This window comes from Gordonia sp. ALPHA1B1, assembly GCF_005502615.1.
Lineage (GTDB): Bacteria > Actinomycetota > Actinomycetes > Mycobacteriales > Mycobacteriaceae > Gordonia > Gordonia hongkongensis.
This window is the reverse complement of record NZ_SCOC01000030.1, coordinates 1-14,007: the sequence shown is the minus strand read 5'-3', so window position 1 is coordinate 14,007 and position 14,007 is coordinate 1. Positions and strand designations below refer to the sequence as shown.

Genomic DNA, 14,007 nt, shown 5'->3' with positions numbered 1-14,007 from the left:
GTCGTCCGCTCAGTCCCGGCCGATGAACAGGTACTCGCTCACGTCGCGGCGGGTCGCTGCCGCGTGGGTGCCGAAGCTGTACTTGTGGTCGATCGCGATGACCTCCACCGACGGCTTGACCTTCCCGAGCAGGTCGACGATTCGGTCCTTGCCCGGCAACGCATTCGACGAGTACGACAGCACGATGGCGCCGGCGTCCTCGAAATGCTCGAAGGTACGCAGCAGCGCGTCCTCGATGGTCCGCTTGTAGGCGAACGGCGTGAAGCGTTTCGGCAGCTTCTTGGTCTTGGTGTTCTCCATGATGCTCATCCCGCGCCAGTAGGCCGACAGGCCTTCGAGGAAGTGGTAGCGCTTGATGTAGTCGTTGTCGTCGGTCGGCGGGGCGTACGGAGGATCGAGGTACACGAGGTCCGGTGCTGCCCAGGGTAATTCGAGGTCGAAGATGTCGCCCTGCACGCTCCGGCTGTTGCGTCCGTTGCTGAACACGGTGGCGTTGTAATCCGCGGCCGCCCGCAGACGGAAGTGGTCGCGCAGCGACATCGTCAGGTCGCGACGACCGTCGGCGTAACGCGTCGAGTCGGTGAAGGTGAACACGCCACGGGGTTGTTTGCGGGCGGCCGAGAGGACGAGGGCAGCGATCGCGAGATCGCGTCGATAACCGCGCAGTGCGTCGATGTGCGACCACGCGGAGTCCAGGAACGCACGGTCCTCGGTGGTGAAGTACAGCCCGTCGAAGGTCCGCGAGATGTAGTCGCGGTCGTCGGCGGGGGGACCGCAGATGGTCTCGATCAGTTCGGGTTCGAGCCGGACACCCGAGTTGGCCACCGACGCCCGGGTGATGATGTGCGGGAAATTGAGGAAGTCGTTGCTGACGACTTCGAAGCCCTGCGCCTTCAGCAGGTAGGACACGACTCCCGAACCGGAGAACGCGTCGACCGCGGTGGACCCGCCGACCTCGGCGAAGGTGCGTTCGAGGTGGGGCAGCAGCCGGTACTTGGATCCCATGTACCGAAGACGCGGGAATCGCTGGGCTCGGGCCAGGACGTCGCTGGATCCGACGGCGGCTCGGGACGTGCGTCCTGCCCGGGATGATTCTGGCCCACTCACACCGAAAAGAATGTCATGGACCCCCGACATCCCGGGACAACACTCGCCGTCGCCCGCAGCGTCACCGTGGCGACGCCCGCAACACCTAGACTCGGCCCATGGCATCGGTCTTCAGCATGATCATCAATGGCGATCTCCCGGGTCGATTCGTCTGGAAGGACGGCGAGGCGGTCGCGTTCCTCACGATCGAACCGGTCACGCCCGGTCACGTCCTGGTGGTTCCCCGCGCCGAGGTCGACCACTGGGAGCAGATGGACACCGCCGCGTTCGCGCACCTGAGCGCCGTCGCGCAGAACGTGGGTCGCGCGGTGAAGGACGCCTTCGACGCGCCGCGGATGGGCCTGCTCATCGCCGGCCTCGAAGTCCCGCACGTGCACGTCCACGTGTTCCCGGCGCTCTCGATGCAGACCTTCGACCTCGCGAACGCGAACAAGAACGCCCGCCCCGAGGACCTCGACGCCGCGGCCGAGAAGATCCGCGCCAGCCTCCGGTCGCTCGGGTACGGCGAGTACGTCGCCGATTGACCCGACCGTCCGGCAAACCCACCACTTTTCGGCGAACCCACCCCTCGTCAGGGTGCTGGGTATGCCGAAAAGGGGTGGGTTTGCGGAGGGCTCACACCGTCCGGTGGATCAGCAGCGGTAGCACCGCGGTGGCGCCGGCCTCGCGGAGGGCGGCGGCGGCCAGGGTGATCGGCCAGCCCGAGCCGTTGGCGTCGACCACGAGCAGCACGGCGCGGCCCGCGACGTCGGGCGGGTCGCCGAGGTGGTCCCGCCAGTACGCGGCTTCGACCGCGCCGGTCGCGTCGGTGGGCGGATCGCCCATGCGCACGGGAAAACTGCCGCCCTCGCGTTTCCCGACCTTGCGCAGGTGGTCGGCCAGGGTCTCGGCCAGGACGGTGCCGGTCAGCCGGAGCGACACGATGACGTCGGCCCGGATACCGGTGTCGCGCACCCACGCGGCCAGCGTCGCAACCGCGGCGTCGCCCAACTCGGCGAGCGCGCGCTCGTCGCCGTTGCGGGCCGCGGCCAGCACCTCGACCCACTCCGGGGCGTCGGCATGGGCCAGGACACGACCCGGCTCGGCCAGGAGATCGGCGGAAATTCTTCCGCGACGCCCGAATTCGCCGCCCGGCCACATCTTGCGGGGGTCCAGGGTCTGGGCCTTGCGACGCAGCGTCGAGGTCACGGTGCGGACGATCTCGGCGTCGACCGAATCGGGGAGTCCTTCGCTGAGGGCGCCCCGGCAGACCGAGCAGCGTCCGCAGTCCGCGGCCTGCGGGTCGTCGAGGGATTCGGTCAGCAACCGCATGAGGCACGTGCGGCCCGCGATGTAGGCGCGCATGATGTCGGCCTCCCGACGGCGCACGGCGAGGATGCCGTCGTAGTGCTCGGCGTCGTAGGTCCAGGGCTTGCCGGTGACGACCCACCCGTCGGCGGTCCGGTCGGTGACGCCGTCGACCGCCAGTTGCTTCAGCATCAACTCGATACGCGTGCGCCGGAAGCGGGTGGCGGCCTCGAGCTGCACCACCGACTGCGGCTCCCCCGCGGATTCCAGGGCGGCGAGCAGGTCACGCATCTTGTCGGGATCGGGGATGGTCGCGGTCGCGAAATGGTCCCAGATCCGGTCGTCGGTCTGCGACGCCAAGAGCATCACGACGGCGTCGTCGAGGGCGCGTCCGGCACGGCCGACCTGCTGGTAGTAGGACACCGGCGACGGCGGCGACCCGACATGCACCACGAAGCCGAGATCTGGCTTGTCGTAACCCATTCCGAGCGCCGACGTCGCGACCAGCGCCTTGACCTCGTTGCGCAGCAACGCGTCCTCGAGTTCATGGCGGCGGTCGGCGTCGAGCTGGCCGGTGTAGGCCGCCACCGCGACGGCGTCGCCATGGACGGCCCGGATCGCCTCGACCAGGCGGTCGGCGTCGGCGACGGTCAGCACGTAGACGATGCCTGACACCGGCAGCGAAGGCAGCGACTGCGCGACCCACCCGTACCGCTGGACTGGGGAGAGGCCGTCGAGGACGTTGAGATGCAGGGACTTCCGCGCCAGCGGTCCGCGGAGGACGAGTGTCGGCTCACCACCGGGCCCGGCATCGAGCTGAGCGGCGACGTCGTCGGTGACGCGGGCATTGGCGGTGGCGGTGGTGGCCAGGACCGGCGTCGTCGGGTTGACGGTACGCAGCACGTCGGCGACGCGGCGGTAGTCCGGGCGGAAGTCGTGACCCCAGTCGGACACCGCATGTGCTTCGTCGATGACGAGCAGGCCGAGGTTGCCGGCCAAGACGTCGAGAACCCGGCGACCGAAGCCCGGATTGGCGAGCCGTTCCGGTGACACGAGCAGCACGTCGAGGTCGCCGGCGCGCAGCTGTGCCTCGATCATGGACCACTCGTCGACGTTGGACGAGTTGAGCGTCGCCGCCGACAACCCACCGCGAGCGGCGGCGGCGACCTGGTCGCGCATGAGGGACAGCAGCGGCGACACGATGAGCGTCGGCCCCCCGCCACCCGCCCGAATGATCGCGGTCGCCGACCAGTAGACCGCCGACTTGCCCCACCCCGTCGCCTGGACGACCAGTACGCGTGCGCCGCGCTCGGTGGGATCGGCGGGCCGGCCGGCCAGTGCGGTCACGGCCCGGAGCTGGTCGTCGCGCAGCGCGGCGCCCTCGCCGGCCAGGCTGGTGATGACGCGGTTGGCGGCGGTCAGCTGGTCCGGGGCGAGGGTTGCGGCCATGCGCCCCAATGTAGTGGCGCCCTGAGACACGCCGACGCGGTCCGTCCACACCGCCGGCGTGCGCGCAGCCAAACGCTCACAGGAACCTGGCAGTTCACCTGCAGGGTGACGCGAGGCTGGGAACCGAGAGTTGTCCGCATGATCCCAGAAGCACCGCCGGACGCCCCGGCGCAGATGTACACCCTCGCCGACACCTCCACGTCGAATCCGGTACTCGACATCGTGGTCCCCGTCTACAACGAACAGGACGACATCGCCTCGTCGGTGCGTCGTCTGGCCGACCACCTGCGCGCGCATGTGCCGTACGCGTCGCGGATCACCGTCGCCGACAACGCCAGCACCGACGAGACCCTCGAGATCGCCGTCGCACTGGCCGGTGAACTCGAGGGCGTTCGGGTCGTCCATCTCGAGCAGAAGGGCCGCGGACGCGCGCTGAGCGCGGTGTGGCAGCACAGTGACGCCGAGATCGTCGCGTACTGCGACGTCGACCTCTCGACCGACCTCAACGCCCTGATGCCGCTCATCGCCCCGCTGGTGTCGCGGCACTCCGACATCGCGATCGGGACGCGGCTCAACCGCTCCGCACGCGTGGTCCGAGGGCCCAAGCGCGAGTTCATCTCCCGCTCGTACAACCTGATGCTGCGCACCGCGATGGGCGCCCGGTTCTCCGATGCGCAATGCGGATTCAAGGCCATGCGCACCGAGATCGCCCGCGAACTGCTGCCGTTCGTCGCCGACACCGGCTGGTTCTTCGACACCGAACTCCTGGTCCTCGCCGAACAGATCGGTCTGCGCATCGCCGAGGTGCCGGTGGACTGGGTCGACGACCCCGACAGCACCGTCGACATCGTGCCGACCGCGATCGCGGATCTGAAAGGCTGTGCGCGCGTGGGTCTCGCGCTCGCGATGGGTCGACTCCCGATCGCCCAGTTACGCGCCTCGATCGGCCGGGACCGGGCTGCGGGACCGCAGCTCGACGGCGTGCCGGCGGGCATGGTCGGTCAGCTCGCCCGCTTCTGCGTGGTGGGCGTGGCCTCGACGCTCGCCTACGCGGTCCTGTTCCTGGCGCTGCACTCGTTCCTGGGCGCCCAGGTCTCCAACGTGGTCGCGCTCGCGATCACCGCGGTCCTCAACACCGCCGCCAACCGGCGCTTCAGCTTCGGCATCCGCGGACGCGACAACGCCCTGCGCCACCAGCTCTTCGGCCTCGGCGTCTTCCTCTTCGGCTGGGTCGTCACCTCGGGTGCGCTGTTCGTTCTCCACACCGTCGCCCCCGACGCGACGAAACACATCGAACTGATGATCCTGGTGATCGCGAACCTGGTGGCGACGCTCACCCGGTTCGTCGGTCTCCGCTGGGTGTTCCGCAAGGCACCCGCTCACCACACGGAGGTTGCCGCATGAGTACCACCCTCGTCTCCCCGGCGGGCTCCGTTGCGCCCGCGGACTCGTCAGGAGTGACGCGATCCCCGGCGAAAAGTGCCATCTGGGAACGTCTCTCGCTGGCGGCGCTACTGGTCGGCACCACGGTGGCCTACCTGTGGAACCTGTCGATCAACGGGTGGGCCAACTCCTTCTACTCGGCTGCGATCCAGGCCGGTTCCCAGTCGTGGAAGGCGTGGTTCTTCGGGTCGTCGGACATGGCGAACTCGATCACGGTCGACAAACCGCCTGCTTCCCTGTGGATTCCGGGGCTCAGCGCCCGGATCTTCGGGGTCAACCCGTGGTCGATCCTGGTGCCCGAGGCGCTGATGGGCGTCGCCTCGGTGGCGCTGCTCTACGTGATCACCCGGAAGTACTTCGGCCACTGGGCCGGCATCGTCGCTGGGGTGACCCTCGCGGTGACACCGGTCGCGGCGATGATGTTCCGCTTCGACAACCCCGAGGCGCTGCTCATCCTGCTGATGATCGCCGCGGTCTGGTCGATGATGAAGGGACTCGAGGACGGACGGTGGCGATGGCTGGTTCTGACCGGCGTGTTCGTCGGCTTCGGTTTCCTCACCAAGCAACTCCAGGTCATGCTGATCGTGCCGCCGCTGGCGGTCACCTACCTCGCCTTCGGGCCGCGTGGTTGGTTGCGCCGGATCGGACAACTGTTCGCCGCGCTCGGCGCGATGATCGTCAGCGCCGGCTGGTGGATTCTCGCCGTCGAGCTGTGGCCCGCGTCGTCGCGTCCGTACATCGGTGGCTCGCAGAACAACTCGATCCTCGAGTTGACCCTCGGCTACAACGGCCTCGGCCGGCTCAACGGCAACGAGACCGGCGCCGTCGTCCCCGGTGGTGGGGGAAACGCGATGGAGGGCATGGGCGGTGGACCGGGTGGCCCCGGAGGCGGGGGCGGCGCGTGGGGCGAGACCGGCTGGCTGCGGATGTTCGAACCCGCGCAGGGCGGTCAGATCGCCTGGCTCATCCCGACCGGCCTGATCCTCGCTGCCGTGGCACTCGTACTGATCGGCAGGGCCCGACGAACCGACCCGCGCCGTGCGTATCTGGTCGTCTGGGCGCTGTGGCTGCTGGTCACGATGGGTGTCTTCAGCTTCATGGCCGGGATCTTCCATCAGTACTACACGGCGGCACTGGCTCCCGCGGTCGCCGCGGTCGTCGCCGGCGGCGCGGCGGTGTGCTGGTCGCACCGGGACCGGCTGTGGGTGCGGATCGCGCTCGGGATCTCCGTCGCGGCCGCCGCGATCTGGGGCTTCGTCCTGCTCGATCGCACACCCGACTTCGTGCCGTGGCTGCGATACGCGGTCCTCGTCGTGGGACTCCTCGCCGCGGTGGCCATGGTCTTCACCCAGCGTCGGACCGTCGCGGCCGCAGCGCTCATCGGGGCCATCATGGCGGGCCTGGCCGGGCCGGTCGCCTACACCGTCGACACCATCGCGACCGAGAAGAGCGGATCCATCATCACCGCCGGACCGCGCGTCGAGGGCGAATTCGGTCCCGGTGGCGGTGGGCCGGGTGGACGAGGTGGCCCGGGTGGTCCCGGCGGACGGGGCATGCCCGGCATGCCACCGCAGGGATTGGGAGCACCCGGGCAGGGGATGCCCGGTATGGGTCAACAGGATGGGGGCGGTCGCGGTGGCGACGGAGCCGCCGGGGGACTGCTCCGTGGTTCGACGCCGTCGGCGGCGCTCGTGGACAGGCTCACCGCCGACGCCGACGAGTACACGTGGGTCGCAGCTGCCGTGGGCTCGATGTCGGCGTCGGGCTACCAGCTCGAGACCGGACACTCGGTGATGCCGATCGGCGGATTCAACGGCAGCGATCCGTCGCCGACCCTGGCCGAATTCCAGCAGCTCGTGGCCGCGAAGAAGATCCACTACTTCATCGGTGGCGGTTCTGGTCCCGGTATGGGGGGCGGCATGGGCGGCAACTCGTCGCAACCGTCGTCGCAGATCAGCACCTGGGTGCAGGAGAACTTCACCGCCGTCACCGTCGACGGCGTGACCCTGTACGACCTCACCCAGCCCACGAGCTGACCGGCGCCGACACCGTTTGGGCGGTCACGGGTACCGGCGTTTAGAGTCATGAACGTGCGCGTACTCGTGATCGGCTCGGGCGGCCGCGAACATGCCCTTCTCATCGGTCTGGCGAACGATCCGGCGGTCACCGACCTGCACGTCGCCCCGGGCAACGCCGGCACCTCGTCGATCGCCACGAACCATCCCGTCGACGCCGTCTCCGGCGACGCGGTCGTCGCGCTGGCACGCGAGATCGGCGCCGACCTCGTGGTCATCGGTCCCGAGGTGCCCCTGGTCCTCGGGGTCGCCGACGCCCTGCGCGCGGCCGGCATCGCGACCTTCGGTCCGAGTGCCGAGGCCGCGCAGATCGAGGGGTCGAAGGCCTTCGCGAAGGACGTCATGAAGGCCGCGGGGGTCACGACCGCCCACGCCGAGATCGTCGACAATCCCGCCCGGCTCGACGCCGCACTCGACCGGTTCGGCCCGACCTGGGTCGTCAAGGACGACGGTCTGGCCGCGGGCAAGGGCGTCGTCGTCACCGCGGACCGTGACGTCGCCCGCGATCACGCGGCCGAGTGCCTCGAGAGCGGCCACCCCGTCCTGCTGGAGAGCTTCCTCGACGGGCCGGAGGTGTCGCTGTTCTGCCTCGTCGACGGCGAGACCGTGGTGCCCCTGCTGCCCGCCCAGGACCACAAGCGCGTCGGGGACGACGACGCCGGACCGAACACCGGCGGGATGGGTGCCTACACGCCGTTGCCCTGGCTGCCCGCCGAGATGACCACGCGCATCGTCGACGAGGTCGTCAAACCCGTTGCCGCCGAGATGGTTCGACGAGGCATCCCGTTCTCCGGCCTGCTGTACGCCGGTCTGGCGATCGGGTCGGACGGGCCCGCCGTCGTCGAATTCAACTGTCGCTTCGGCGATCCGGAGACCCAGGCGGTGCTGGCCCTGCTCGAATCGCCGCTCGGGCAGGCGCTGCACGCGACCGCCACCGGCACCCTCGCCGACCTCCCGCCGCTGCAGTGGCGCGACGGGGCCGCGGTCACCGTCGTGGTCGCCGCGGAGAACTACCCCGGCAAGCCGCGCACCGGCGACCTCATCACCGGTGCCGACACCGACGGGGTGCTGCACGCCGGCACCGCGCGCAACGCCGACGGAGCCGTCGTCTCCTCGGGTGGGCGGGTGCTCGCGGTGGTGGGCACCGGCGCCGATCTCGCCGAAGCTCGCGAGCAGGCCTACGCGCGGATCGCGAACATCAAGCTCCCCGGTTCGCACTTCCGCCGCGACATCGGCCGCAACGCCCTCGAGGGCCGGATCAGCATCTGAGTCTCGCTCCCTCGTCCCGTTCCCGATCACCGAAATCGGTTGTGCGAGAACGAAATAGGGAACGACGGTCGACTCAGACCGCCAGGTTCCGCCCGAGGAACTCGACCTGCTCGGGCAGGACGCTGCGCCAGTAGCGATTGGTGTGACCACCCGCCGCGGTCCCGAACGCCGCCGGTGGCCGGAGTCCGGCGGCCCACTGCCGCGTGTAGGTGTAGAACTGGTCGCTCGAGCCGATGTTGATCAGCAGCGGGATCTTCGCGAACTTCGGCTGGGCCCCGAACAGCGAGTTCGCCTGGTAGTCGGCGAGGCCGTCGAAGGCGCGCGGCGGGAAGTTGCGCGGGTCGGCCCACATCGCGGGGGAGCTGACCGCGACCGCGGCGACACGCGGCGAACCCAGCATGGCCGCCAGGCGCAACGCGCCGTACCCGCCCATCGACCATCCGAACAGGCCGATGCGTTCGGTGGACAGGTCCAGGTCCGGATTGCTCGCGAGCATCGGCAGGAACTCGTCGAGGATCATCGCGCCCCCGTCGGCGCCGTCGGTGCGTCGGTGATAGTAGTTGCGCCCGATGTCGGCGGCGGCCAGCGCGAACGGCGCGTTCCCGGCGTCGACGTACTGCTGCATCACCGACTGCATCTCGAGCTTCGGCCCGAAGATCGACTTCTCGTTGGTGTTGAGTGCGTGCAGCACGACGACGACGGGGAGGGTGCCCGTCACCCCGTTGGGCCGGGCGACGGCCCAGCGCGTGTCACGCCCGGCCATGCGCGCCGAGCGGAAGCTGCCGGTGATCAGCGGCGGGCCGCCGGTGACCGGTGGCGGTGACGCCTCGACCGGTAGTTCATCGTCGGCCCGGCCCTCGAGCTTGCGCGGCTCCACCGACGTCGGCGGGGTCGACCCCGAGCACGCGGCGACCCCCAGGGCGGCGGCGCCGAGGCCGGCGGCCAGGACAGCACGACGCCCGACGAACGCACGGGCGTGTCCGTCGGGATTGCTGGGGAGGGGTGGCACTCGGGTCATCGAGTCAACAGGGTAATGGCCGACCCCCGTCCCGCCGCAACGGAATGGCTCCCGACGCGCACCGTTGTGAGGAATTCCTCTCAGCTGTGCTGCCAGAAACCGGCGTGGACCTCGTGTGCGGCGTCGATCGCGAACGGACCGCGTACCACGATCGGCCGACTGCCCGCCTCGAAGATCCGTCGGCACGGCATCGCCAGCGTGGGATTGGCGGGATCGTCGCCGGTCATCTCCCGCAGGTCGTCCTCGCCGAGCGCGTAGACGACCGTCCCGACCCCGGCCCAGTAGATCGCGCCGGCGCACATGGCGCACGGCTCGGTGCTGGTGTACAGCGTCAGCTCGGCGCGCGTGTCGAGATCGAGGTGCCCGACCGCGCGGACGACGTTCGTCTCGGCATGTCCGGTCGGGTCACCCGCGGTGTCCACGGAATTCATCGCTTCGGCGACCACGCTGCCGTCCGGCGCCACCAGCAGTGAGCCGAACGGGTGGTCGCCGCGCGTCCGGGCCCGGGCGGCGAGGTCGATCGCCTGCCGGAGATGGGTGATGTCTGGGTCCTCGTGACTGTCGGGGGACATGTCCCGATCGTCGCACGGTTCCGCACGCCGGCGTGGGGCGAACGGCGAGTGTCTCAGGCCTGCCCGACGAGTTCACAGCTGAAGTCGACGGGCCGCGCGCGCCGGTCGAACTCGACGTGCGCCACCGACTCGCCGTCGGTGACGTCGCAGATCGGCGACCGGCCGCCGTCGGAGCCGGTGCGCCAGCTGATGTGCCAGCCGCGCCGGGCGGCCATCCCGTGGATCGCCACCCGATGATCGTTGACCGCAAGTGATCTCATCACCGTCGGCATCGTGGTGGCGAAGTCGGCGAAGGTCGGTTCGGGCAGCGCGACGTCGTCGAGGAGGTACACCGCGAGATCCCCGTCGTCGTGCTGTGCCGTCCAGTACGGACTGATCCCGGTGCTCTCGACCGCGGCCGCGGCCACGATGTCGATCGCCTCTGTCCGGTAGTCGGCGATCTGGTCGCGAGACAGGCTGGGCGGCAACGACACCCGGGGAACGGCGAAATCATCGACGCCGAATCGGGCGCCGACGTCGCGCAGCGCGGCGGCTGGACCCGCCGGTTCGCCGCGGGGATGGGCCCACCCCCACACGATCGCGTCCGATTCGATGACCGCGATCAGGGTGGCACGTGAACGGACACAGTCGCGCTGCCCGTCCGGGTCGGACGAGGCCGTCGAGGTGAAGACGACGGACCGCTCCGCCGGGTCGCAGCGCGACTCGAAGCTACCGAGCCGTTCGCGCAGGAAGTCGGCGAACGCGACCTGCCGCAGACAGGTGTAGAGCGCCGCGTAATCGGCGACAGCATGGAGGCCGTCGAACTGCATGAGGTCACGGTAACCGCGGGTGTGGTCGTCGTACCCCTCTGTCCGACGTCCGACTGACGGCCGACCGCCGTCGGGCATTCCGCCGAGGTCAGCGGGCTTATACGGGAATCCGACTGGGCGTGTGTCGCTTTGGTGAAAGCGATACGACGGTACCGGCCCTTTGGCAGCATTGACTCCCATGATGACCTCGGCGGCGACACCGAAGGGTGCGCGGCGGCGGTCTCGACTGATCGAGGCTGCCGGCGAGTTGCTGCTCGAAGGAGGCTTCGATGCAGTGCGTCATCGCGCGGTGGCCGAGCGCGCGCAACTACCGCTGGCGTCGACCACCTACTACTTCGGTTCCCTCGACGACCTGATGGCCGAGGCCGCCGCCAACCTGTGCGCGCACGACGAGACCGCAGTCGCCGCCCGCTGCAACGCCCTTCCGCGCCGGCACCGGGGCAGCACGGCGACGGCGGGTGCCCTCGCCGACGTCTTCGTCGGTTCCGACACCACCCTCCAGCAGCTGTCCGCGCGGTACGAGATGATCGCGCTCGCGGCGCGGTATCCGCTTCTGCGCGAGGTCGTCGCGAGTCGGGGACAATCGCTGGCGTTCCACCACTGCGAGGTCCTGGTGAAGTCGCACCGGGTCGCCGATCCGGCGCACATCGCGCAACTGATCGGCATCGAGGACGGAGCCATCGTGGGAGCGTTGTCCCAGACCGCGGTGCGGCCGGTCGACGCGGTGCGCGACGCGCTGCTCGACGTCGTCGACGTCCTCGCCCCGCGGGAGTGACCGGACGGGGTGTCCGGGCCGAACCTCGCGAACTCACCGCGCGGTGGACGCGGCGATGACACGATGGGGCGTCAGGTCACCGACGGGGAAGGGGATCGCGTGTCAGCGAGACGATGGATGGTGGGAGTCGGGGCCGCGCTCGGCGCGGCGGTCATGGGGGCCACGGCGTTCGTCGCCCCGACGGCGCAGGCGGCGCCGGCCGGGCGGGTCGATGCGTCGATCCCGTTCTCCTCGGCGGTCTACGGCACCGGCTGCACCTATCCGCTGACCGTGGCGGTCAACTCGTCCGGCTGGGTCGAGTTCTTCGAGGTCAAGGCGGGTCTGCCGCCGCGTTTCGTCGGCCGCGACCTGCCTCAGGGGGCTCTCGCCTCGACCACGTGGGTCCCACACCGGACCGGTGACAAGTATCTGTATGCCGTGCAGAACGGGAAGGTGTCGGCGCCGACGTTCGTCCGCGTGCGACAGGGTTACGGGTCCAATGGAGCGTGCATCGCGTTCTGACCGCGCGTGCGCGGCCCTCTCCGGGTTTTGAGGATCGCGACGGCCGCGACCTACACTGACCGGGTGTCGAAGCCCGTCATCGCCAACGTCCTGGCCAGCCGCTATGCCTCCGCCGATCTCGCCGAACTGTGGTCGGCGAGCACCAAGATCGAGCTCGAACGGCGACTGTGGATCGCGGTCCTCAAGGCGCAGCGCGACCTCGGCATCGATGTACCGGCCGACGCCATCGCCGACTACGAACGCGTCGTCGACCAGGTCGATCTCGCCTCCATCGCGGAGCGTGAACGGGTCACCCGCCACGATGTGAAGGCCCGGATCGAGGAGTTCAACGCCCTGGCCGGCCACGAGCAGATCCACAAGGGCATGACCAGCCGCGACCTCACCGAGAACGTCGAGCAGCTGCAGATCCTGCGTTCGCTCGAACACGTCCACGCCCACGGGGTGGCCGTGCTCGCGCGCATCGTCGCGCGCGCCGCCGACTACTCGTCGACGGTGATGGCCGGACGCAGTCACAACGTCGCCGCCCAGGCCACCACGCTCGGCAAGCGGTTCGCCTCGGCCGCCGACGAGCTGATGATCGCGCTCACCCGGTTGCGCGAACTCATCGACCGCTACCCGCTGCGCGGGATCAAGGGGCCGATGGGCACCTCGCAGGACATGCTCGACCTCCTCGGTGGCGACGCGGTGAAGCTCGCCGACCTCGAGGGCCGGGTCGCCGACCACCTCGGGTTCGCCCGCTCGTTCACCTCGGTCGGCCAGATCTATCCGCGGTCGCTCGACCACGACGTGGTGTCGGCACTCGTGCAGCTGGCGGCCGCGCCGTCGTCGCTGGCCCACACCATCCGGCTGATGGCGGGCCACGAGCTGGTCACCGAGGGCTTCCAGCCCGGTCAGGTCGGCAGCTCGGCGATGCCGCACAAGATGAACACCCGCAGCTGCGAACGCGTCAACGGGCTCGCGGTCGTACTCCGCGGATACGGCTCGATGGCCGCCGAACTGGCGGGCGCGCAGTGGAACGAGGGCGACGTCTTCTGCTCGGTCGTCCGTCGCGTGGCCCTGCCCGACGCGTTCTTCGCGATCGACGGACTGATGGAGACCTTCCTGACGGTGCTCGACGAGTTCGGCGCCTACCCGGCCGTGATCGCCAACGAGCTCGACCGTTATCTGCCGTTCCTCGCGACCACCAAGGTCCTGATGGCCGCGGTGCGCGCCGGCGTCGGGCGGGAGACCGCGCACGAGGCGATCAAGGAGAACGCGGTCGCGGTCGCGCTCGCCATGCGGGAGGAGGGACGCGAACCCGACCTCCTCGACCGGTTCGCCGCCGACGACCGCATCCCGCTCGACCGCGCGCAGCTCGACGCGTTGCTGGCCGACAAGACGGCCTTCGTCGGTGCCGCCGAACAGCAGGTCGCCGACGTCATCGCGTCCGCGGAGAAGATCATCGGGCAGTACCCCGACGCCGCCGGCTACTCGCCGGCGCCGATCCTGTAGCTCTCCGCCATCTCACTCCGGCGCGGTGACGTCGGAGTGCCTGCTACCCCCTGCTCCCTGAGGAGCGCGACCCCGTCTGCTCCCTGAGGTGCGAGCGAAGCGAGAGGGTCCTATAGCTTGTCAAGTGCTCCGAGGTCAGTGGTGAGGTCGCGGAACACTTCGCGGGCGATGTAGCGCTTGAGGCAGCGGAGGATGTCTTTCTTCGTTTTGT

12 protein-coding genes are annotated in these 14,007 nt (G+C 69.6%); 7 read left to right on the top strand and 5 right to left on the bottom strand.

Going from position 1 to position 14,007, the window contains the following annotated elements; genetic code table 11:
* Positions 1–9 precede the first annotated feature (9 nt).
* A complete protein-coding gene (locus FFS52_RS17805; protein ID WP_137810471.1) occupies positions 10–1,005 on the bottom strand; it encodes a DNA adenine methylase in 996 nt (331 codons plus the stop codon).
* A 200-nt stretch (positions 1,006–1,205) separates the two neighbouring features.
* Here FFS52_RS17805 and FFS52_RS17800 point away from each other — a divergent pair, with 200 nt between their 5' ends.
* A complete protein-coding gene (locus tag FFS52_RS17800) occupies positions 1,206–1,631 on the top strand; it encodes an HIT family protein (protein ID WP_004020640.1) in 426 nt (141 codons plus the stop codon).
* Between the two features lie 91 nt (positions 1,632–1,722).
* Here the strand turns inward: FFS52_RS17800 and FFS52_RS17795 are convergent, their stop codons facing one another.
* Positions 1,723–3,843 carry a DEAD/DEAH box helicase gene (locus tag FFS52_RS17795; protein WP_137810470.1) on the bottom strand — a complete coding sequence of 707 codons (2,121 nt, stop codon included), beginning with the start codon at positions 3,841–3,843 and terminating at the stop codon, positions 1,723–1,725.
* Between the two features lie 138 nt (positions 3,844–3,981).
* On the opposite strand from FFS52_RS17795, the gene FFS52_RS17790 reads away from it, so the two are divergent.
* From FFS52_RS17790 to purD, 3 genes are read left to right on the top strand one after another with little or no spacing between them, the layout of a single operon-like run.
* Positions 3,982–5,247: a bifunctional glycosyltransferase family 2/GtrA family protein gene (locus tag FFS52_RS17790; protein WP_137810469.1), complete on the top strand. Its 1,266-nt coding sequence runs from the start codon at positions 3,982–3,984 to the stop codon at positions 5,245–5,247.
* Positions 5,244–7,322, top strand: a complete 2,079-nt coding sequence (locus tag FFS52_RS17785; protein WP_137810468.1) for a glycosyltransferase family 39 protein — start codon at positions 5,244–5,246, stop codon at positions 7,320–7,322. The genes FFS52_RS17790 and FFS52_RS17785 overlap by 4 nt, the downstream gene beginning before the upstream one ends.
* Before the next feature lie 54 nt (positions 7,323–7,376).
* A complete protein-coding gene (gene purD, locus FFS52_RS17780; protein ID WP_175401151.1) occupies positions 7,377–8,630 on the top strand; it encodes a phosphoribosylamine--glycine ligase in 1,254 nt (417 codons plus the stop codon).
* Positions 8,631–8,703: 73 nt separating this feature from the next.
* Here the strand turns inward: purD and FFS52_RS17775 are convergent, their stop codons facing one another.
* The 3 genes from FFS52_RS17775 to FFS52_RS17765 form a co-directional block, all read right to left on the bottom strand.
* Complete coding sequence (locus tag FFS52_RS17775; protein ID WP_137810466.1) at positions 8,704–9,648, bottom strand: alpha/beta hydrolase-fold protein; 945 nt, start codon at positions 9,646–9,648, stop codon at positions 8,704–8,706.
* Positions 9,649–9,728: 80 nt separating this feature from the next.
* Positions 9,729–10,220 carry a nucleoside deaminase gene (locus FFS52_RS17770; RefSeq protein WP_137810465.1) on the bottom strand — a complete coding sequence of 164 codons (492 nt, stop codon included), beginning with the start codon at positions 10,218–10,220 and terminating at the stop codon, positions 9,729–9,731.
* 53 nt (positions 10,221–10,273) lie between these two features.
* On the bottom strand, positions 10,274–11,029 hold the full coding sequence (locus FFS52_RS17765) for a DUF6882 domain-containing protein (RefSeq protein ID WP_065631528.1): 756 nt from the start codon (positions 11,027–11,029) through the stop codon (positions 10,274–10,276).
* A 181-nt stretch (positions 11,030–11,210) separates the two neighbouring features.
* On the opposite strand from FFS52_RS17765, the gene FFS52_RS17760 reads away from it, so the two are divergent.
* The 3 genes from FFS52_RS17760 (at position 11,211) to purB (ending at position 13,796) form a co-directional block, all read left to right on the top strand.
* Entirely contained in the window at positions 11,211–11,804 is a 594-nt protein-coding gene (locus tag FFS52_RS17760; RefSeq protein WP_171011670.1) for a TetR family transcriptional regulator, read from the top strand.
* A gap of 99 nt (positions 11,805–11,903) precedes the next feature.
* Positions 11,904–12,305, top strand: coding sequence for a hypothetical protein (locus FFS52_RS17755; RefSeq protein ID WP_065631490.1), 402 nt, complete (start codon positions 11,904–11,906; stop codon positions 12,303–12,305).
* A gap of 63 nt (positions 12,306–12,368) precedes the next feature.
* Positions 12,369–13,796 (top strand): adenylosuccinate lyase, encoded by a 1,428-nt coding sequence (gene purB / locus FFS52_RS17750; protein ID WP_137810464.1) that lies wholly within the window; start codon positions 12,369–12,371, stop codon positions 13,794–13,796.
* The last annotated feature ends 211 nt before the right edge of the window (positions 13,797–14,007 follow it).

Bases quoted from the DNA above. Each gene is read 5' to 3' on its own strand.
- FFS52_RS17785 (WP_137810468.1), top strand. From the start codon at position 5,244: ATGAGTACCACCCTCGTCTCCCCGGCGGGCTCCGTTGCGCCCGCGGAC.
- FFS52_RS17800 (WP_004020640.1), top strand. From the start codon at position 1,206: ATGGCATCGGTCTTCAGCATGATCATCAATGGCGATCTCCCGGGTCGA.
- FFS52_RS17775 (WP_137810466.1), bottom strand. From the start codon at position 9,648: ATGACCCGAGTGCCACCCCTCCCCAGCAATCCCGACGGACACGCCCGT.
- FFS52_RS17795 (WP_137810470.1), bottom strand. From the start codon at position 3,843: ATGGCCGCAACCCTCGCCCCGGACCAGCTGACCGCCGCCAACCGCGTC.
- FFS52_RS17760 (WP_171011670.1), top strand. From the start codon at position 11,211: ATGACCTCGGCGGCGACACCGAAGGGTGCGCGGCGGCGGTCTCGACTG.
- FFS52_RS17805 (WP_137810471.1), bottom strand. From the start codon at position 1,005: ATGGGATCCAAGTACCGGCTGCTGCCCCACCTCGAACGCACCTTCGCC.
- FFS52_RS17765 (WP_065631528.1), bottom strand. From the start codon at position 11,029: ATGCAGTTCGACGGCCTCCATGCTGTCGCCGATTACGCGGCGCTCTAC.
- FFS52_RS17770 (WP_137810465.1), bottom strand. From the start codon at position 10,220: ATGTCCCCCGACAGTCACGAGGACCCAGACATCACCCATCTCCGGCAG.
- FFS52_RS17790 (WP_137810469.1), top strand. From the start codon at position 3,982: ATGATCCCAGAAGCACCGCCGGACGCCCCGGCGCAGATGTACACCCTC.